The following is a 20,908-nucleotide window of genomic DNA, read 5'->3' on the forward strand; positions in this document are numbered from 1 at the left end:
CCTATTATTTTTGTTCTAATTTGATGAGACCTTTATTGCCCGCTACCCAAATGTTTCCCTCTGAGTCTTCGGCAATCGCAACTAAGTTTTCACCTTGTCGCTGCTCCACTAATTGACTTTCTCCCGTGGTGGTAATGTCAATGATTACACCTCCATTGCCCACAGCTCGTAATGTCCGTTCGCCTAAACGCAAGCCAGCGTTAATCGTTGAGTTTACTGGTAAATTAACCTTAGACCACTCAGTCAATTTCAGGTCAGAAACAAATACATTACCTCGTAAGCCCATAACAAACGCGGTACTCTCTATCACGGCAGCGTTAAACAATGAACCTTCATATAAAAAATCCTGCTTCAACCAGGTATGGCCTTTATCGAGTGAGGTCGCGACAAGTCCCAATTCGCCAACCATAAGTAAGGTATTATTGGTTACCGGGATAATACGGTTAAAATGAGGTAATAGTGTGCTGCGTTCTGAAAGATAAAGCGCTTCATCTTCAGCTTTAAGCTCTTCTAGATAAGCCACATCTTCTTCAAATAACAGTTCTTGATGATATTCACTATTCCAAGTGTTACCACCATCTAACGTTCGATAAAATAGACCGTAAGCGCCTACAGCCACACCTTCTTGCTCATTAAAAAACAATACATCTAAAAATGGTTTTTCAATTTCAGCTGATTGCATCTGCAACTGCCAAGATTGTCCGCCATCTGCGGTATGCAAAATGGTTGCATCATGACCCACAGCCCAACCTTTTAACGGTGAGATAAAGAAGACTTTGGTTAAAAGCGCATCAGTAGGCGTGTTAACCTGCTGCCACGTTTTATTGAAAACAAAAGCGTGGCCTCGTTCACCAACTGCGACCATGGTTTGTTGATTATTTGCGATATCTAAAATAAGAGAGTTTGCAGCAAGAGGTTGAATTTGTTGTTTTAAATTTTTCTCTTGAGCCAATACAGGAACTGAATGAAAAAGGCTAAAAACACTCACTATTGAGATAAATCGAAGCATGCGAAACGACATACAAACTTCCTTTAAAATTGAGAGGGGCAAACGCCCCTCTTAGCGCGGTGGATTAACGGATACCAGCTCGGCGTAACGCTGCAGGAGTGAAGTTAGCTTCACTTAACTTGGCATCGAAATCATACATACGACCTTCATTATCAAGCCCCATAGCAATATAACGACGCGACTGTAGGTCATGGAATACTTCTAACGTGCTCCACTGAGTTGGCACTTCGTAGTAGTTAAGACCATGCGCAATCGCTACACGGTATAGTTCATCACGGTTATCGTAAAGATCCGCAACTGATACCTGCCATGAATCCTCATCTATGTAGAAAGTACGTGCCTTATAAATATGGCGCATGCCATCTTTTAAGGTTGCTTTTACAACCCAAACACGGTGTTTTTCGTAACGTACATATTCAGGGTTGATATGGCCTGGAGTGATAATTTGCTCATAATCGAGTTTGTCAGAATGCAGTTTATAATCATTATATGGAATATACAGCTCTTGCTTACCGACTAACTCCCAGTTGTAACGTACTGGTGAGCCATTAAACATATCGAAATCATCAGTGGTCCTTAAACCGTCAGATACTGTACCCGGCGTGTCAAATGCGACGTTTGGCGCTTTACGTACGCGGCGCTGACCTGTGTTATATGTCCATGCTTGACGAGGTAATTTTTCTTGATCCATGGTTTCTTTTACAAGCAGTGCTGTACCTGCTAAGCGTGCAGGCTGAGTCACAACTTGTTTAAAGAAAAACAAGGTATTTTCTTTTGATAACTTATCTAGCGTCATCTCAGGGCGAGAGTATTGGAAACGGATCTCTTCTGCGGTTTCAACGAGTGTATAGCTACCGCCAGCAGTTGGTGCCGCTTGGCTACGTGAGGTTTTAATATCTACGCCACGAAAACGCAGCACGTGATTCCATATCACTTCCAAACCATTCTCTGGGATAGGAAATGGAATACCAATTGATGCGCCTTTAATGCCGTTACCGCCATCAATAAGCTCTGCACGCGTAGCATTGTCTTTAGTTGCGTCATAGACAAACTGCGGTACCGACGCAGAACGACGAGTCTGATACACATTCATTTTGAATGTCTCTGGATAAAGTTCAAACAGCTTCATCTGTCCCGGTGATAGATACTGCTTATATTGGTCTTTATTAGCATTAGTAATCGTAAATTCGATTTTATCATTCGGAAATGGGTCTGGGTGATGCATGCCTTTACTGTAACCAGCGACTGGCTTTGTTATGCCGCCGTCCCATGCAGGAATAGAGCCATCAGCATTTCCCGCTTTTTCGCCACCTAATGGCGTCAATTCGGTGCCTAATTTAGCCGCATCTGCTTCAGAAACTTTTGCCATTACAGTTGGTGTACTGATCGCAAACATCACTGCTACAGGCAATATCGCAAGTTTATTCATTGTTATTGTCCTTGTGATTTAGATTGAATACTTAATGTTGAACGAAACGTAGTCTCGATCAGCCATAGCGTTAGTTGTTCCTACCCCACCAAAGAAGGTGTTATATGAAATATCTGCTCCCCAGCGGCTTTGATAATCAAAGTTAACTCCAAGCGCAACAGACTTCTTACCTTCAGTGAATAGGAACATTGGATCCGGCGTAATACCGTTAACATCGTGGGAGAAAATCACTCGCGGTGCGATATTGATCCCGCCCCAAACGTTGTTGTAATCCGCTTTTGCAACTAAACGATAACCCCAAGCAAAATCAGTAGGGAATGGATTAGTCTCAGGGCCATTGTGCAAGGCTTCGATTATGCCCGGCATATCAGGATTCCCGCCAGAACGTGCTGTACCAGGGCCATTCAAACGCAGCTCATCATGGCTTGGCATGTCGTGGATCCAAACACCGCCAATTTCGGCAAGCATGGTTAAGTTATCTGTACCAAGTGTTGGTCCAAACAAGTGGGTAAAAGTGGTTTGTGCTTGAGTGGTATCTAAACGAATAAAGCCTTCAGCATATTGACCTGGGCCATAATTCTGGACTTGAGAAATACCGTCTAAGTCAGGACGTAAACCTGCGTTAGCAAGCTGTTGTGGCATTGCGGCAAATAGTAACTCAACATCATCAATTTGCAGCGGCTCATCCAAGCGGTGAGCGATTTCACCAGCAACAGATGTGTCACCAAACAGAGTATTAAAACTAAAGCCCATCAGCTGAATATCTTCAGGATAAACAATCTGTGCTTTTGAAAAGGTTTCTAGCGCAAGCAGATCTTCGCGAGTCATCATCTCACCAGATTGTGCTTTGCCGCCTAAACGTTGTAAGTCACGCCCGATAGCTTCTTGAGTGAAGTTTGCAGTGGTACCACTGATCAGAGGTCGGCGGCTATGGTAGTTCATGTAGTACAGACCAAACTCCGTTTCACCTAACTCTGGAGAATAATAGCCAAGTTTCACACCCCATTGACCGTCATCACTCGCTTCTGCGGGATCTTCAACTAACGTCGCTTTTGTTGGATATGCTAGCGCCAAACTTGCTAAGGTTGCGGAATCTACTTGGCCAGAACCAACCATACCTACTAGGGTATTATATTCTGACATTAGGAAGTCTAAGTTCATATCTGGGTTTGCGTTGAAACCTAACTGCGCGTTTTGGTTATAACCACCGTAACCTGCAAAGTCGTTAGTCGAAAAAATTGACCCTGGAGTTGGTACCCAAACAGGCTCCCAATCATATTGATAAAAACCTTCTACAGATAAATTATCGGTTACACCTAGCGAGGCCCAAACCATCCCTTGCGGCCTAAAGGCTTCTTTAAGTTCAGCACCAGGAGCATTTAGAATGTTCAAGTCTACAGGGTTAATCACACCGATACCGTGAGCAATTAATGTGCTTTCACCCCACGAGACCACTTGATTACCGACACGGATTGATAATGGGTTGGCGCCGTCATTAAAATCAAAATCTGCATATACAAACGCATCGAGTAAGCGAATGTCTTTACATTGAACTTCTGATGCTTTGCTATCTTCACAAGGATCAAACTCCTTGCCTGTTAGCGGATCATTGAAGCCGAAATCCCCATCGTTAAGCTTTCTATCATAAAAATACATACCTCGGGCAAATAAGCCAAAGTTTTGGTATTTCAATGATAACTCGTGTAAACCTTTAACGATTTCTGAGGTTGTATCGCCTTGTGAATAAAGTAAGTTACTTAAGTCACCATTACTTGAATATGAACCAGGCTGGGCCCAAATTTCAGTTGAGCTATATTTTGTATCTCCAAATGCAGAATAACCAGACCAATCAAATTGAGGGTGATTCACCTTACCAATTTGATTATCCCAGTCTCTCTTCTCAACGCGCCAACTTGCACCAGCAGTCCAAGTCGAGTCGAATGTACCTTCTACTTCCCCCCAATTGAAAGAAACTGCGCTAGCTTGATTTGTCATACCAAAGCCAAGCGCAGCGACGATCCCCAAAGCGAGCGTAGACTTGTTAAAGCCGTTTTTAACCTTTTTCATTTAGCGATTCTCCGTAACCTGCTGGATTCTTTTGTTATAGGAATTGATAACCAACATGCTGTTAGCGTACAGGTAACACCATTGTTACAGCATTTACACGAAGTGAGCAAGGATGAAACATAGAAAATATTTAAAAGATTTCGCGACTTAGAATGATTTTTAAATTCACTAGTTGGCAGTGTATTTAAATCAGAAACGGCTAAAGCTATTGATCAATTAATGAATAACTATATATAGTTATTTTACAAAGCCTTACGAGTGCACTGCAGGAGAGGTTAACTTTGTTTAAAGTAATCGTATGTTTGAAGTAATTACTCTAATATTTTTTAAGGCTAATTAAATTTCCTTGTCCATCAATGGTCATACAAAAATAAGCTCGGATGCCATTAGATGTTAAAAAAGGTCGAAAATGCTTTGCATTTACCCATAACGTTTGTCCTTTGCTATCGACGACTTCTACCTTATTAACTTCACCACGATAATAAGGTAAAAACTCTTGATAACTGATATTTAGTGGAAATTGAAATTGTCTGCTTTGAACCGACACCATCATTCACTCCTATTAAAAAATACGCCTCAACTAAAGCAACAGTTGAGGCGCAATAATATTTTATAACAACAGCTCTAAGCCAAAGCTTTAGTCACTTTCTCATAAAGATCTTTTGATAAACCATCAACTTGCAAAATTCGTTTCAGTTGACTAATCATCAATGACTGACGCTGCTGGTCGAACTTTTTAAATTGAATTAATGGCGTAATGATCCTAGCCGCGACCTGCGGATTAAGCGTATTGAGTTTAATGATTGCATCGGCCAAAAACTGATAACCAGCGCCATCTTTTCTGTGGAACTCAAACGTATTCATCGCTGCAAATACACCGATTAACGAACGTACTCTATTCGGATTATTGAAACTAAATGCTTCATGCTCAAATAACGACTTAAGCGTCTCAATACAGCAGGAATGATTTAAGGTTGCGTGCAAGGCAAACCATTTGTCCATCACTAAAGGTGTTTTAAGCCACTTTTGCTCAAACTGTGTCATCAACTGCTCGCGCATCGCCGAAGGTTCTGCATTCAATGCTGTTAATGCAGCTAAGCTATCTGTCATATTGCTTGCTTGGTCAAATTGTTCGCTAGCCAAGCTGCTATAGCTATTATCAACTTTAACTAATAGGTATAAACCAATATTTTTTAGCGAACGAGTTGCTGCATCATCAACACCTGTAAGCGCTCTTACTGTTGCAGCTAGCTCATCTTCACATTGACATGCAATTTCTCCAACCACAAACTCGCGAGCAAGGGCTAAATTGTCCAAATCTACAGCTTGTGTTTGTTCAATTAATGAGCCTGCACTTGGCATAGTTAAAATCTCAGCCATTAGTGCTTTATCTAGATCTTCGGCAAGTAGTACGCCTTTAAACGCATCGATTATCCTTGGATCAATAAACATCGCTTGTTGCGATTGCAAGCGCTCAACGTTTTGCCAAACTGACTGACTAAATAACGCAACTGACGCTTCCCATTTAGCCACTTCGCTGCTGGCGTAACGCATAATATGTACGAGTTGCTCAACCGAATAATCAAAGCATAATTTCACCGGAGCAGAGAAATCTTGCAGTAATGAAGCAACAGGTTTTTGCGTTAAGCCTTTGAATTCGAATACTTGTTTTGCTTCAGTGAAATCGAGCACCTTATTAACAATCGACTGGCCGTCAATATCAATGAGTTCAATATCAAACGGTATATGCAGTGGCAATTTAGCTGAACCGTCAGGGGTTGCTGGAATAGATTGCCCTAGCGTCAGAGTGTAAGTGCTTGTTTGAGAATTAAACTCCTCGGTTACATCAACTTGCGGGGTGCCTGCTTGACTATACCAACGTTTAAATTGAGTCAGATCGACGCCGCTCGCATCTTGCATCGCCGCGACAAAGTCATCACAAGTAACCGCTTGGCCGTCGTGACGCTCAAAATAAAGTGCCATCCCTTTCTGGAAACTCGTTTCTCCCAATAAGGTGTGCATCATCCGGATCACTTCAGCACCTTTATTGTAAACAGTAACCGTATAGAAGTTATTCATCTCGATAACCGATTCCGGACGGATCGGATGCGCCATCGGACCTGAATCTTCGGCGAACTGTTGATTTTTCATCACCTTAATAGCATGAATACGGTTTACCGCCCGAGATCCTAAATCAGAGCTAAACTCTTGATCTCTAAATACCGTTAGCCCTTCTTTTAAACTTAGCTGGAACCAGTCTCGGCAAGTCACTCGGTTACCTGTCCAGTTGTGAAAATATTCATGCCCAACAACTGATTCGATACCATGATAATCATCATCTGTCGCAGAGTCTTTATCTGCCAATACAAACTTAGTATTGAAAACGTTGAGACCTTTATTTTCCATCGCTCCCATATTGAAAAAATCAACCGCGACAATCATATAAACATCTAAGTCATACTCTAAATTAAAGCGACTCTCATCCCATGCCATCGATTTTTTAAGTGATGCCATAGCATGATGCGCTTTATGTAAATTTCCTTTATCTACAAACACTTGCAGTTTAACCTTTCTGTTACTGCAAGTCGTAAACTTATCTTCCAATAGGTCAAAATCACCAGCAACTAAAGCAAATAGATAAGCCGGTTTTGGGAATGGATCATGCCATTGCGCGAAATGTAGGCCACCGTCTAGCTCACCTGCTTCTACTAGGTTGCCGTTACTGAGAAGGTATGGGAACGCTTGCTTATCGGCTGTGATACGTACCGTATAGATTGCGAGTACGTCAGGGCGATCTAAGAAATAGGTGATCCGACGAAAGCCCTCAGCTTCACATTGAGTACAATAAGCTCCGTCAGACATATACAAGCCTTCGAGACTAGTATTCGCTTCAGGATCTAGGCTAGATGAGATTTGCAATTCAAACTCATCAAGCTCAGTGTCAATGACAAGCTCACCGGTTCTTTCTGTATAACTAGCAGGTGAACCATTGATCAGTAGAGCTTGCAAAACAATATCATCACCCACCAGAATTAAAGGCGCTTTATGTTGTCCTTGACGCTTAACTTTGCTTGTAGCAACAATCTTTGTTTCTTTACCCGCTAACGAAAAGTCGAGATTTATATGGCTAATATGAAAATCGGGTGCTTGGTAATCTTTTAGGAATTTAGCTTGTGGCTGGGACATGAACTACCCTCGTTATTATGGCAAATAAACTAAGCGACACTTCCCTTCAACCTTTTAAATCAATTCCTATCGTTCGCTTGAATTGTCTAAGGCAAAGCATAGGAAAAAACTAAAAAGGAGTGTAATCACAGAGGGGTAAATGTACTTATCTAGTTTTTTTATTAAAAAAAACGCGCTTAACGCGCGTTTTTTCAGTTGTAATTATTTTTGTTGGTTTTTGGCCAACTTTTCAATGTCGACCAAATCCAGAGTGATCAGTGCCGTTTCATCTAAGAATGCATCAGCAACTTCTAAGTCATCAGGGATATCGTCGAGTGACTCAACTTTATCTTGCCCTTCTCGTACAAGTCTATCGTTGGCTCTATCTAGCTGTTTCTGATCATTTTCATCACGCTCAGCTAGACGCTCACTTTTGACCAAAGAGACAGTTTTATCATCGTGGTTCTTTTTGAACTCAGCGATATCATCAAAGATATAGCCAAACTCAACATCAGACTTAATGCGATCTTTATGCTTAGTATCTAGGTTAGCGATCAGCTGAGGATAAATTTCACCTAGAGTGCCATATTGAGCAACTGGTACTTTATCCCAAGGTAATGCGTTTTCTTCTTCAGCTTCGCCGTATTCCCCAGGCTCTAATGCGCTTGGGAATGGAATATCAGGCGTTACACCTTTGAGCTGGGTACTGCCGCCATTGATACGGTAGAACTTAGCAATGGTATATTGCACATGTCCAATAGGCTTTTCATACATATCGTAGATCCGGCCTAAGCTCTTGTGTTGTTGTACAGTACCTTTACCGAAAGTCGATTCACCAACAATCAATGCTCGGTCATAATCTTGCAGTGCTGCAGCAAAAATCTCAGATGCAGAGGCACTGTAACGATCAACCATAACCGTTAATGGGCCATCGTAGGTGACGCGACCATCATTATCACGATTTTGAGTAACACGGCCGTTAGCGTCACGTATTTGTACAACAGGTCCCTGCTCGATAAACAGGCCTGTTAACAATGTAGCCTCAGTTAACGCACCGCCACCATTGCCGCGAAGGTCAATAATAATGCCTTCAACTTTAGCTTGCTTCAGCTCTGCTAATTCTTTGGACACGTCCTTAGACAAGTCCATATAGAAGCCAGGTATTTGAATCACACCAACCTTACGGTTGGCATAAGGCCCTTCTAAAGGTTCAATAACTTTAGATGTCGCTGCGCGATCTTCTAAGCGAATCTTATCCCGGACAATGGTTAGTTCAAATGTTTTCGCACTGGTTCCACCTTTTTTAGGTAGGATCTCTAGCACGACTTTACTGCCCTTCGGACCTTTAATTAACTCAACAACATCGTCTAAACGCCAACCAATGACATCAACAATCTTTTCGCCTTCTTGACCAACACCAACGATTCGGTCTTCAGGAGACAGTTTTTCGCTAGATGCCGCAGGGCCTCCAGCTACCAAGCTTTTAATAACGGTATAGTCATCATCAACTTGTAACACAGCGCCAATACCTTCCAAGCTCAAGTTCATTTCCATCTGGAAACGCTCTGCGTTTCTTGGAGACAAGTAGCTAGTATGAGGCTCAACTGTGCGAGCAAAGGCATTCATCACGCCTTGGAATACATCTTCACTATGAGTTTGACTTAAACGCTTAATCGCATTGTTATAGCGCTTTTGTAAAACCTCAACTATCTCTTCCCAGTTCTTACCCGTTAGGGACAGATTTAGTGCATCGTATTTTACACGTTGGCGCCAAAGTTCATTTAATTCAGCTTCGGATTTTGGCCAGCTTGCATCTTCACGATCGTATTCATATTTGTCGCCAGGCACATCAAAGGCCATCTCTTCATCAAGTAAGGACAACGCATAAGCAAATCGCTCATAACGACGTTTTTGCACTAGCTCAAACATCGCATAAGCTTGAGTTAAATTACCGCTTTTTAACATATCATCAAATTCAGTCGAATAAGCTTTAAAGCTGTCAATATCTGACTGAAGTAATACATTTTTACGGAAATCTAGCTGCTTTAAATAACGGTTGAATACCTGCTCAGAGAACGCATCATCCATCTCAAACCTATGGTAATGCGAGCGAGTGAAGAGTCCAGTAACACGTTTACTGGCGACTTTATGTTGCGGTTCCTGCTTAAGAGCGGGCAACTCGCTGAATTGAATTGTTGGGCTCACTGCCCACGCCGAGAATCCGACAAAAATACCAGCAATGGATACAGCCAGAGAAAGTTTTCGCATCAACAAGTTACTCCTTTAGGTGCTTTTAAGCCATTACAGCAGTATGTGTTCTGCTCTAACTTTAATTGTTAAGCCAGAGTCTAACTGAACTTGAACATCTTCTTTCTTAATGTCCACAATCACACCTGCAACAGGTGCCTTACCTAACTTAACATTAACACGTTGATTTGCTTTAAGCTCTGTTAAAACTGCAGGTGTTAAGTTTTCAGCCACAACTGCTTCTTTAGCAGGTTTGTTAGCTTGAGCAGGCTTTGGACGTTTTGCTACAGGCTTTTTAACCGGCTTCTTCGCAGCTTTAGCTGGATTCGCATTTTTTGCCTGCGCTACTCTTTTAGCCTTTGCTTTTTCTTGGCTTTCTTTAAGTGTAGCTGCTGCATGGTCAACATGCTCTTGCTCTAGCTCACCACATTCATTGCCATCTAAGTCAATACGCTGTGCACCCGCTTTAACGCACTTAAGGTAACGCCAGCTGCTAGTGTATCTTCTTAGCGCGATTCTGAGCTGAGTTTTACTGACTTTAGAATCATCAGCTAACCTTTCCGCTAAATCTTGAAATAAACCGATTTTTAATGGCTTAGTTTCACCTTCAGCTATAAAGCATAAAGGAAATGTTTCGTACAAATACGCAAGAATAGCGTTGGTATCGGTCAACTTTTCTGTTGATTCCATCTTTACTTCCACAGTTTAAAAAAAGGGACACAACCGACAAGCAAATCGCTTGTATCAGTATCCGTGTCGTTTATATTCGTCTGATCATGGAATAAAACACAAATGAATATTGATTAACATTTGTTTTTACACTCTAAAACCAAACCTACCTTAGCAATTAGAAATAATAAACTCCAACCATTCGTTCAGCGAATAAATTGAGCTTGGTTTTTCTATTACTCAAACCGCTTATTATAGAGAGGCTTCAAATGATTGCGACCTACAATTCACGATAATTGCTCGCAGATTAACCAAATAGGCAAATTTCGAGACTTTTAACCAGAGTTTCTACGCCCTGTTGATCATTTTCAGTGAATCTTGATAACAAAGGACTATCAATATCTAACACACCAATAATGGTTCCATTTTGTTTTAACGGCACCACAAGTTCTGAATTACTCGCACTATCACAAGCAATATGCCCCGCAAACTGATGAACATCATCAACTCTTTGACTAGCATCATTCGCAACTGCTGTACCGCAAACACCTTTACCTATAGCTATACGAGTGCAAGCCACTTTACCTTGGAAAGGTCCCAACACCAATTGATCATTTTTCACTAGGTAAAAACCGACCCAGTTTATATCTTCTAGGTTATCGTTAAGTAACGCTGAAAAATTAGCTAATGCAGCAATAACATCATCTTCACCGTCAAATAGAGCCTGCACTTGACGATTTAGTGTATCGTAAAAATCTTTCACTATGCTTATCCCTAACCGTTTAAATAGCACTATCGTGTTAAGTTTGCATTCTAACAATAAACGCTAGTTTGGGATCAAGTGCTTTATTATGCGTCTTTTGCTTCTTTTGTATCAGCTTTTTTCGGCGCTTTCTTCGCTGGGGCTTTTTTTTCAAGACTGCCACCTTTTAACAATACTTGAAGATCATCTTTATTCTGCGCTAAATAAAAGCTTAGCTTTTCTACATCAGCCTCTGTTAACTCAAGTTCGCTTTTACTTAAAAAAGGCATGAGGTTGTCTGCGACATCAAGCATCTTATCGTAGGCGTCAGCTTCCTTTTTCGATGTAAAAGTCATCTTTTCAACCCCTTCTCTCACCACTACAAATTGCGTTACAACGGCCATATCCAACCCCACACTGTTTTTATATACAGTAAAGAGTCTCATAGATTGAAGTTCTTATGCAAGTTTTCTTGGATTTCTGATAAACTTCTTTGATTAATGACTCAATATTTTCAATTGCATAGCTGCATTGTCATAAGATTATTGAGTCTCTAGAGGACGGCTTACGTCTATTTGAGTGATAACGGGTGGGAATGGAAGCAATAGATCATAGTATCAGTTTATGTCGGTCTTGTGACTTAGTCATCAGGAAGCGTGCCTTACCAACTGGGGTGCGAGCCTTATGTCCGCGTTGTCACACGCCTATTTACGATACGCCATATTGTTCAATAAACGGCATGCTTGCACTTTGCTTAACAGCAATTTTCTTTTTTGCGCCTGCAAACCTCTATCCAGTATTAGCGTTAGAGTTTCTTGGTAGCTTGCGAACCACCACGGTCATTGATGGTGCGCTTGCTGTTTATAATCAAGGTTACTGGGTGGTCGGCTTTGCTGTGTTAATTTCTGCAGTTATTGCTCCCGGCTTTCTACTGTTGTCTATTTTAAGCCAAATATTGATTATCAAATATGGACTAAAGTCTTTAGTCCTAAAAAAGGTATTAAAACAACTGTTAAAGCTGCAAGGTTTGCTTACCCAACTTACAATGCTCGAAATCTATGTGATTAGTTTTTTAGTAGCAGCATTTAACCTCGCAGACTTCGCCACAGTTTCTTTTGGCTTCGGCACATTTTGTTTCACCATGCTGTTCATCATGACCTTATTTCTAATGCGCGAATACGATCTGGAGCATATGTGGAGTTTTCTCGATGAGCAATAATAACGAGACTGCAACTTTAGGTAAGGATATTGGGCTCACCCTATGTCCAACGTGCCATAAAGTCACTTGTTGTAAATCTGAACATTGCAGCCGCTGTGATGCACCACTGATTGTGCGTGATTACGCGAGTATTCAAAAAAGCTGGGCACTGTTAATTACTGCCGCTATTTTATTATTCCCAGCCAATATCTACCCTATTACAACCTTGACCAATCAAGGGCGTGTCACTCAGGACACCATTTTCTCGGGTATTGCTCATTTAGTGAAGACAGATATGATCCCTATTGCGATCATTCTTTTTACTGCCAGTATTTTAGTGCCTATTTTAAAAATTGTAGGCTTATCCATCTACTTATCAGCAATCACTTTTAAATTACCCATATCCAAAAAGAAATTGATGACAGGTTTCCACGTCATCGAGTGGATTGGCCGCTGGTCTATGCTCGACCTGTTTGTCATTTCACTTACCGTAGCAGTCGTTAATATGGGGCAATTGTTAGATGCCAAACCAGCACCAGCTGCAACAGCATTCGCACTGGTTATTTTACTCACGCAGCTTGCTGCAAAAGTCATAGATACCCGTTTACTCTGGGACAGATTGGAAGCAAAAGATGACTCAAGTACAAACACCTAAAATCGTAAAGAAAAAATTATTCTCACCGATTTGGTTACTGCCTATTATTGCACTTGCACTAGGAGCCTGGCTTGGAATAAAAAGCATTAGAGAGTCGGGTATTGAGGTCACTATCCACTTTCCAAGTGCTACAGGTATGGATATAGGTAAAACATTAGTAAAATATCAAGGACTTACTGTAGGTAAAGTTGTCGATATGAGTATCGATGACACGCTACAAGGTGTTGATGTTAAAGTGCTTATGGATTACCGTTCAGCGCCTTTTATTAACGATGGTACAAAATTTTGGTTAGTAAAACCTAAAGCAACTATCACCGGCGTTGAAGGGCTAGACACCCTTTTTTCTGGAAATTATATCAGCATATTGCCAGGTGAAGGTGACTCACGCTCCTACTTTGAAGCTGAGACAAAAGCACCTGTCATCACCCCTGGTGTAGAAGGTCTAATTGTTCATATCAAATCAGACAAATTGGGTTCACTTGATGTAGGCTCACCGATCTTCTATCGCCAAATTCCTGTTGGCCAAGTGGTTGGTTACCATTTAGAAGGTACCGATGACATTTTAGTCACCGCTTTCGTACAGCAGCAGTATGCAGAACTGGTAAAAGTCGACTCACAGTTTTGGAATGTATCAGGGATCAGCGTTGATGCTTCATTTTCAGGAATTAAAGTAAACAGCGAAAGCCTAGCATCAATTTTAGCTGGCGGAATTAGTTTTAGTTCCAATAGCCATTCATCTATTGCGCAAAATAACCATGAATTTACCTTGTTTGAAAACGAAGAAGAAGCTCTTGGTGGGATCAGCTTTAATCTAATAGGTGATGGCAGTGAATCTGTTTCAAATAACACATCTATCGTTTATCGCGGTATTCAAATAGGTCAGGTTGTAAACAAACGATTAAGTGATGACGGCATAATACTTTCAGCAAAAATTAATAACCTCTATCAAGAATTGTTAACTGATAGCGCGCATTTTTGGTTAGAAGGTGCCGATATCTCATTATCTGGCATAAAGCATCCTGAAAGGTTAATAACTGGCAGTGTGATTAATTTTATCCCTGGAACCGGCGCAGCCAGAAGCAGTTATCCATTGCTGCAGCATGCACCAGAGTCCACTAACAATAAAAAGCGCCTGTTAACTTTAAGCGCCAACTCCAATCCGGGCGTCAGTTCGGGAGCTGAGATCCGCTATAAAAAGATAAAAATAGGCCAAGTGCTATCTAGCCAGCTCTCTGACGACTTCAACAAAGTAGTGTATCAAGCAGAGATCGATGCAGATTTTGTCGAGCTAGTAAGTAGCAATAGCTACTTTGTTACCGAATCAGCATTTGAACTTGATGCCAGTATTGAGGGTGTGAAAGTCAGTACTGGAGATCTAAACACACTTACAAATGGCGCATTAACTTTAGTGAGAGGCACAGATAAAGCGTTAGCAAAAGAAGGAGATAATCTAAACGTTTTTGCAAGCGCTGATGATGCAAGTGCATTTTTCCACCAGCAAGGGCTGATCAGTAAACGTCTTATTCACCAAGATGCGGCTGACCTCAGCCCCGGTTCACCTGTTTATTATAAAAAAATGCAGATAGGTGAAGTCACACAAGTTAACTGGCAAGCAAATGACAACAATTTCGCCATTGACCTAGCTATAGAAAAGGCATTCGCAAGCTTATTAACAGAGCGCACTGTCTTTTGGCGAAATAGCGCTCTTGCAATTAATGCTAGCTTAAGTGGTGTCGAGGTTGATGTCGCACCGTTAATGGGAGCGTTAAAGGGCGGCATTAGCCTAGGCCTTTTAGACGCAGACAGAGTCAGCAATGGTAAAAACCTATACGACAATCAATTTTTAGCCCTAAGTCAGGCACAAATTATCACCCTCAGCGTACCTGCGAGCGCGAGATTGGCGGCAAAAGCGCCAATCCGTTACCTTGGCCATAAAGTGGGTGAAGTTGAAACTGTTACATTAACCCCAAATTTAAAGGAATTAACGGTTACAGCTTATCTTTACGGTGAGTATGCAGCCAGCTTTACGCAACAAGATGCCTCTTATTCAATTGTAGATGCCAATATTTCTTTGGCCGGGATCACGGCGCCAGAAACCATTTTAACAGGACCATATATTGAGGTATTTCCAGGTAGCAGCAGCGCGAAAGCTAGCTCATTTACAGCTGCAATCGCTTCAGCATTCCATAATATCGATAATGCCTTGGTATTTAACCTAAGTAACAATACCTTGGGCTCTGTAAAAGCGGGCACAGCAATCTTCTTTAGAGGTGTAAAAATCGGCCAAGTCGATAGCTATGAGCTTTCGCCTCAAGGTACTGGCGTAATTATGCAAGCTCACATCGAAAATAAATACAAACATCTCGTGAATAGCACGAGTGTATTCTGGGATTTATCTGGTGTGAAAGTTGATGTCGGCTTGTTTTCTGGCGCCCAAATTGAAACAGGCTCTCTTGAGACTATTCTAGCTGGCGGCATAGGCGTTGCGACAGAAATGCCAACCTCTTCGGCAAACCAGATCACAAATGAGCAAACGTTCCCGCTCAATAAAAACCTCGAGCCAGAGTGGTTAAATTGGGCGCCTAAGCAAGAGCTATAAATAATCTTGGATTAAAAAGCGAGGCTAAATGCCTCGCTTTTTTATTTGATTAGAATTAACCATAAAATTGATAACACACTAAAATTGCCGCAATAATCCCCGCTAAATCGGCAAACAAACCACAGGCTAAAGCATGCCGTCCATTACGGATCCCTACAGCACCAAAGTACACGGCTAACACATAAAAGGTCGTTTCTGTACTGCCCTGCAAAATAGCAGCTAAGCGGCCAGCAAAAGAGTCCACGCCATAATGCTGCATCGTTTCTAGCATCATAGCTCGCGCACCTGATCCGCTAAAAGGTTTCATTATTGCTGTAGGCATTGCATCGACAAAACGTACATCGCCACCGGCAAAAGCAACCATACCTGCAATGAGCTGAAGTAAATAATCTAATGCACCCGAAGCGCGTAATAAGGCAATTGCGAGTAGCATAGCTAACAAGTAAGGTATTAACTTTATTGATTGACTAAATCCCTCTTTAGCTCCTTCGATAAATTCATCATATACCGCAACTTTTCTTATGCCTGCGACCAATACAAAACTAAATATAAGCAACAGCAAAATACCATTGCCAAGGACTGTACTCACCTCACCTATTGCAGTAACCGTCAATGTACTTAAGTAAAAAACCAAGCCGATAATCGACGATAAGATCACCCCGGCATAAGCCAATACCACAGTATTGAATAACGACAGACGCTGTACCAAAGCAACCATAGTTAGACCCGCTAATGTCGAGGCCGTGGTCGCGAGTAATATAGGTAGAAAGATATCTGCTGGTGCAGCTGCACCTTGTTGAGCACGATATAAAAACACCGTAACTGGCACTAATGTTATTGACGAGGTATTAAGAACTAAAAATAAGATCTGCGCGTTCGTCGCCACCTGCTTGTTGGGGTTTAATGTTTGTAGATCTTGCATCGCTTTCAAGCCAAGGGGCGTAGCAGCATTATCTAGCCCCAGCATATTAGCAGTAAGGTTCATGGTCACACTGCCATATGCCGCATGTCCCCGCGGTACTTCAGGCATTAACTTTGACAGTAATGGTTCAAATAGTTTTGAAAACATCGCCACAACACCGGCCTTTTCGCCGACACGCATCAAGCCCATCCACAGCGACAGCACTCCGACTAAACCCAAGGCGATTTCAGCGGCAAGCTTGGCACTGGAAAAAATCCCATCAACGCTTTGGGATAACACTTGGGTTTGCCCTGTCAAAAGCTGTAAAACGATAGCCAACAAGGCTACCGCAAAAAAGCTAAACCAGATCTTATTTAGCACGCAATTTATCTCATTAACTCTGTTATAATCTCAGTACTTTACCGCATTATCTCCAACATATGGCTCATTTTAATCAGAATTTTCTCGACAGTATCGAACGCGAACTTCCAACACACTTATCGATGGATGACTTTATTGCCTATAGCAATAAACCTTTACGATTATCGATTAGAGTCAATACCCTCAAAATTAGCGTCGACAGTTTCATCGAATTGATGACAACCAAAGGCTGGCAATTTGATCCAATCCCTTGGTGTGCTGAAGGCTTTTGGGTTAGTAATAGTGTAGATATTCAGCTAGGTAACACTATTGAACATCTACAAGGTTTGTTTTACATACAAGAAGCTAGCTCAATGCTGCCTCCAACCGCTTTATTTGATGGAGAGCACGCAGATATCAATGCAAACCTTCGTGTACTTGATATGGCATCTGCGCCTGGGTCAAAAACCACTCAGATAGCAGCTTTAATGGATAACCAAGGCTTATTGGTTGCGAATGAGTACTCAGCCAGCCGAGTGAAAGTATTGCATGCCAATGTTGCTAGAATGGGCGTCGCTAACTGCGCTTTAACCCATTTTGATGCCCGTGTATTCGGCGAGTACCTTTATGAAACATTCGATTCAATATTATTGGATGCACCATGCAGCGGTGAAGGTACTATTCGTAAAGATCCTGACGCGCTTAAGAATTGGGATAATAACGAAAACAAAGGCATAGTTGATACGCAAAAGGCACTAATTGAGTCAGCATTTCTAGCGTTAAAAGTGGGTGGCCAATTGGTTTACTCCACCTGCGCGTTAAGTCGACAAGAAAACCAAGATGTTTGTCATCACCTAAAAACTGTGTTTGGCGATGCAGTTGAGTTTACATCGTTGAACAAACTTTTTCGTCATGCTGAAAAGGCTTGTACTGAAGAAGGATTTTTACATGTTTGGCCACAAATTTATGACAGCGAAGGTTTTTTTGTCGCAAAAATCAAAAAACTAACTTCAGTTGAGCGCCAAGTTGAAGAGCCTAGAAAACAGAAAAACTTCCCATTCTCCGAGGCTAAGCCTAAACAGGCCGCAGAGTTAAAAAGCTATTTCAAAGAGACTTTCGGTATTACATTACCAAAGCATGCCGAGATTATGGAGCGTGATTTAGAGTATTGGCTATTTCCGAAAGCCATGACTCCGTTAATCGGCAAAATGCGTTTTCAGCGTATAGGACTTAAACTGGCCGATGCGTTAAAGAAAGGCTACAAAGTTCGCCACGAAGCGATTTTAGCGCTGTCATCGCCTAATATGATTAACCTTACCGATGAACAAGCAAAAGAGTTCCTGATGGGCAGAGATATCAGCTTGACTGAAAAAGTGAAGCCTCAAGGAGAAGTCATTGTAGCTTACGCAAATGCGCCGCTTGGTGTTGCTAAGCACCTAGGTAATAAATTAAAAAACAATCTTCCCAGAGACTTAGTTAAAGATAAGATCGCTCTGTATTAGTCACTTTGCCACTAAGGAAACACAAATAGTTACATTTAGCCCCCTTGAGCTAAAAAATAACCCGTCAAAACTTAAAAAGCTAGTCTACACTGTATAGCATCGGTTTTGAGATTGAACTGCCCGTAATGTTAACCACATTAAAAAGCTAGATAGGCAGTTCATCGGAGAGTTTTACCTAAGTGGTATCAACAGTAGCGCACGGCTCCTTGTGAGCCATTCCCCTAGACCCAGAACAATTGGAATAGTTTTGGGTCTTTTTTTGTCTGGGATTTGCTAAGAAATTAACGTCCAGCTAATCGTGCAGCATCTTTAAATAAATTGAAGAAGTTTTCAGTGGTGTAATCTGCAAGATCTGGGTATTTCTCGCCGCGTAACTCTGCTACGAACTCAGCAACATCACGCACAAAAGCGGGTTGATTTTCTTTACCTCGATGCGGTACTGGTGCTAAATACGGTGAATCTGTTTCGACTAAAAGTCGATCCTTTGGTACTTTTCTAATAACTGTTCTTAATTCTGCAGCATTCTTAAAAGTAACAATGCCTGAAACTGAGATATAGAAACCAAGATCTAACGCTTGCTTCGCCATTTCCCAACTCTCAGTAAAACAATGAAGCACACCACCAACGCTATCAGCATTACCCTGCTTAAGAAAGTTAATCGTATCTTCACGCGCATCACGGGTATGAATAATTAGCGGCTTATTCACTTTAACTGCTAGATCAATCTGCTGTTCAAAGCACTGTTGTTGCAGCGATTTAGTTTCATTAGCATAGAAGTAATCAAGGCCAGTCTCACCGATAGCAATGACTTTTTCATCACGTGCAAACTGTTCCACCTCTTCAATATTCAAACCATCTTGAACATCAAGCGGATGCACACCTGCCGATAGAAAGACTTCATCAAACGCTGCCATTTTCTGCTTCATTTCTACAAAGCCTTGCTGACGAACATTAACACAAAGAAAATAGGCAATATCCCGTGCTTTGGCAGCATTGATAATTTCTTGAAGAGACGCCTGATCTGGCGCGATTTTAAGGCGATCTAAATGACAGTGTGAATCGATAAGCACGTTAAAAACCCAACAAACAACAAAAAGGACAGCAAGTCTACCCAGCTACATAGTTGAGGTCAAATCTGCAGAGGCAAGCTCACTGGAAAGCAGCTTTTCAATATGATGTTTGTGAAAATCTGCTTCAGTCAAAATCTTTACTCCGACACCAGCAGGTCGACCGCCTGACGCGCCTACTGGGTTAATCCACACGACCTTGCCACTAAAATCATAAATTTGATTCATTGCAGGTAGTTGATATGAAACCCTTACCTCTTGCCCTAATGTGAAGCTATCAGCAGTCGCAACAAACATACCTATTGGTTTAATAAAAGGCATATAAGCACGATAAAGCTGCTGTAAAGATTCAAATTTAACAACAAGATTTGGCATAGGGTTTTATTGACTCATTAACTGATTATATTCAAGGGTTAACCCTTCAAATAATGCCAATGTATTAACATTTGGCATTACAGATAAACGGTTTTCCAACTGCATTACTTTGGCAGCAAGAGTGACTAGGCTTACCCTTTTAAGCGGATCTAAATCCTGCTTTTTTACTAACACTCGGTGCAAAACAAGATATAAAACTTTAAGAGCATCAGAAACTTGCTTTTCGCTTACATTGGCTAAGCTATCACACAGATGCCCTGACGACAAACTTTGCAACCAAGCCTGCCTGTAATCAAGCAAACTTTTATCTCGGCCAGTTTCAACCGCCTCTACAATCGCTAATGGGCCACCCACGACCGGTAAACACCAAGAAACATCTTCAGTGATCGCTAGTTTTTGCTTTAGCCAGCGTTTTACTTCAGCTCGTTCAGGAATATTAATGGCTAAGCGTTGGCAGCGACTGCTAATCGTCGCTAACAACCGACTCGGTGAGTTAGCTTGCAACAACAAAATCGTCTCTTTGCCAGGCTCTTCTAAGGTTTTGAGTAACGCATTAGCTGAAGCTTGATTTAAGCGCTCCGCATTTAAGATTATCGCAACTCGGCGGCCACCTTGCTGGGAAGTGGTGGCAAGCTTTTGGCACAAATCGCGGATCTGATCGACTTTAATTTGAGCGCCGTCAGCCTCAATACGATAAAGATCTGGGTGACTATTTGCTTCTATTAGCTGACATGGTTTACAAAAGCCACAACTGCCACTGTGACCAACTTGACTGCATAAAGCCGCTTTAGCAAGCGCTAGCGTTAGCTCTTCGCCACCGTAACCCTGCTCCATACCAATTAGGTAAGCATGACCTACCCTATTGATGCTTAACTGACTACTAAAGGCTGCTATGGGATCTTGTAACCATGGTAACATCTTGC

At 41.7% G+C, this 20,908-nt stretch carries 17 protein-coding genes; 4 read left to right on the forward strand and 13 right to left on the reverse strand.

The window, feature by feature from the left end; genetic code table 11:
• Positions 1 to 4: 4 nt before the first annotated feature.
• The 9 genes from L884_RS0107280 to L884_RS0107320 form a co-directional block, all read right to left on the reverse strand.
• A complete protein-coding gene (locus L884_RS0107280; RefSeq protein WP_028766871.1) occupies positions 5 to 1,021 on the reverse strand; it encodes a YCF48-related protein in 1,017 nt (338 codons plus the stop codon).
• A gap of 52 nt (positions 1,022 to 1,073) precedes the next feature.
• On the reverse strand, positions 1,074 to 2,438 hold the full coding sequence (locus tag L884_RS0107285) for a DUF1329 domain-containing protein (RefSeq protein WP_028766872.1): 1,365 nt from the start codon (positions 2,436 to 2,438) through the stop codon (positions 1,074 to 1,076).
• An 18-nt stretch (positions 2,439 to 2,456) separates the two neighbouring features.
• Positions 2,457 to 4,505 (reverse strand): DUF1302 domain-containing protein, encoded by a 2,049-nt coding sequence (locus tag L884_RS0107290; RefSeq protein ID WP_028766873.1) that lies wholly within the window; start codon positions 4,503 to 4,505, stop codon positions 2,457 to 2,459.
• A gap of 316 nt (positions 4,506 to 4,821) precedes the next feature.
• Positions 4,822 to 5,055: a DUF2835 domain-containing protein gene (locus L884_RS0107295; protein WP_037410549.1), complete on the reverse strand. Its 234-nt coding sequence runs from the start codon at positions 5,053 to 5,055 to the stop codon at positions 4,822 to 4,824.
• A 74-nt stretch (positions 5,056 to 5,129) separates the two neighbouring features.
• Positions 5,130 to 7,691: an aminopeptidase N gene (pepN, locus tag L884_RS0107300; RefSeq protein ID WP_028766875.1), complete on the reverse strand. Its 2,562-nt coding sequence runs from the start codon at positions 7,689 to 7,691 to the stop codon at positions 5,130 to 5,132.
• Between the two features lie 201 nt (positions 7,692 to 7,892).
• Positions 7,893 to 9,938, reverse strand: a complete 2,046-nt coding sequence (gene prc, locus L884_RS0107305; protein WP_028766876.1) for a carboxy terminal-processing peptidase — start codon at positions 9,936 to 9,938, stop codon at positions 7,893 to 7,895.
• A gap of 33 nt (positions 9,939 to 9,971) precedes the next feature.
• Positions 9,972 to 10,607 carry an RNA chaperone ProQ gene (proQ, locus tag L884_RS0107310; RefSeq protein ID WP_028766877.1) on the reverse strand — a complete coding sequence of 212 codons (636 nt, stop codon included), beginning with the start codon at positions 10,605 to 10,607 and terminating at the stop codon, positions 9,972 to 9,974.
• A gap of 286 nt (positions 10,608 to 10,893) precedes the next feature.
• On the reverse strand, positions 10,894 to 11,352 hold the full coding sequence (locus tag L884_RS0107315; RefSeq protein ID WP_028766878.1) for a GAF domain-containing protein: 459 nt from the start codon (positions 11,350 to 11,352) through the stop codon (positions 10,894 to 10,896).
• 83 nt (positions 11,353 to 11,435) lie between these two features.
• A complete protein-coding gene (locus L884_RS0107320) occupies positions 11,436 to 11,732 on the reverse strand; it encodes a YebG family protein (RefSeq protein WP_028766879.1) in 297 nt (98 codons plus the stop codon).
• A 191-nt stretch (positions 11,733 to 11,923) separates the two neighbouring features.
• Between L884_RS0107320 and L884_RS0107325 the strand changes: the two genes are divergently transcribed.
• The 3 genes from L884_RS0107325 to L884_RS0107335 are packed head-to-tail and all read left to right on the forward strand — an operon-like array spanning position 11,924 to position 15,780.
• On the forward strand, positions 11,924 to 12,547 hold the full coding sequence (locus L884_RS0107325; protein WP_037410553.1) for a paraquat-inducible protein A: 624 nt from the start codon (positions 11,924 to 11,926) through the stop codon (positions 12,545 to 12,547).
• Positions 12,537 to 13,181: a paraquat-inducible protein A gene (locus L884_RS0107330; RefSeq protein WP_028766881.1), complete on the forward strand. Its 645-nt coding sequence runs from the start codon at positions 12,537 to 12,539 to the stop codon at positions 13,179 to 13,181. Before L884_RS0107325 ends, L884_RS0107330 begins: the two co-directional genes overlap by 11 nt.
• A complete protein-coding gene (locus tag L884_RS0107335) occupies positions 13,159 to 15,780 on the forward strand; it encodes a PqiB family protein (protein WP_028766882.1) in 2,622 nt (873 codons plus the stop codon). The genes L884_RS0107330 and L884_RS0107335 overlap by 23 nt, the downstream gene beginning before the upstream one ends.
• A 55-nt stretch (positions 15,781 to 15,835) precedes the next feature.
• Here L884_RS0107335 and L884_RS0107340 read toward each other — a convergent pair whose 3' ends face one another.
• Positions 15,836 to 17,062 (reverse strand): nucleoside recognition domain-containing protein, encoded by a 1,227-nt coding sequence (locus L884_RS0107340; RefSeq protein ID WP_028766883.1) that lies wholly within the window; start codon positions 17,060 to 17,062, stop codon positions 15,836 to 15,838.
• 59 nt (positions 17,063 to 17,121) lie between these two features.
• Here L884_RS0107340 and rsmF point away from each other — a divergent pair, with 59 nt between their 5' ends.
• Positions 17,122 to 18,543: a 16S rRNA (cytosine(1407)-C(5))-methyltransferase RsmF gene (rsmF, locus tag L884_RS0107345; RefSeq protein WP_028766884.1), complete on the forward strand. Its 1,422-nt coding sequence runs from the start codon at positions 17,122 to 17,124 to the stop codon at positions 18,541 to 18,543.
• Between the two features lie 281 nt (positions 18,544 to 18,824).
• Here the strand turns inward: rsmF and L884_RS0107350 are convergent, their stop codons facing one another.
• From L884_RS0107350 to holB, 3 genes are read right to left on the reverse strand one after another with little or no spacing between them, the layout of a single operon-like run.
• On the reverse strand, positions 18,825 to 19,613 hold the full coding sequence (locus L884_RS0107350) for a TatD family hydrolase (RefSeq protein WP_028766885.1): 789 nt from the start codon (positions 19,611 to 19,613) through the stop codon (positions 18,825 to 18,827).
• A gap of 45 nt (positions 19,614 to 19,658) precedes the next feature.
• Positions 19,659 to 19,985, reverse strand: coding sequence for a PilZ domain-containing protein (locus L884_RS0107355; protein WP_028766886.1), 327 nt, complete (start codon positions 19,983 to 19,985; stop codon positions 19,659 to 19,661).
• Between the two features lie 6 nt (positions 19,986 to 19,991).
• Positions 19,992 to 20,903, reverse strand: coding sequence for a DNA polymerase III subunit delta' (gene holB, locus L884_RS0107360; protein ID WP_028766887.1), 912 nt, complete (start codon positions 20,901 to 20,903; stop codon positions 19,992 to 19,994).
• Positions 20,904 to 20,908 lie beyond the last annotated feature (5 nt).

It is taken from the genome of Shewanella fidelis ATCC BAA-318 (assembly GCF_000518605.1).
GTDB lineage: Bacteria > Pseudomonadota > Gammaproteobacteria > Enterobacterales > Shewanellaceae > Shewanella > Shewanella fidelis.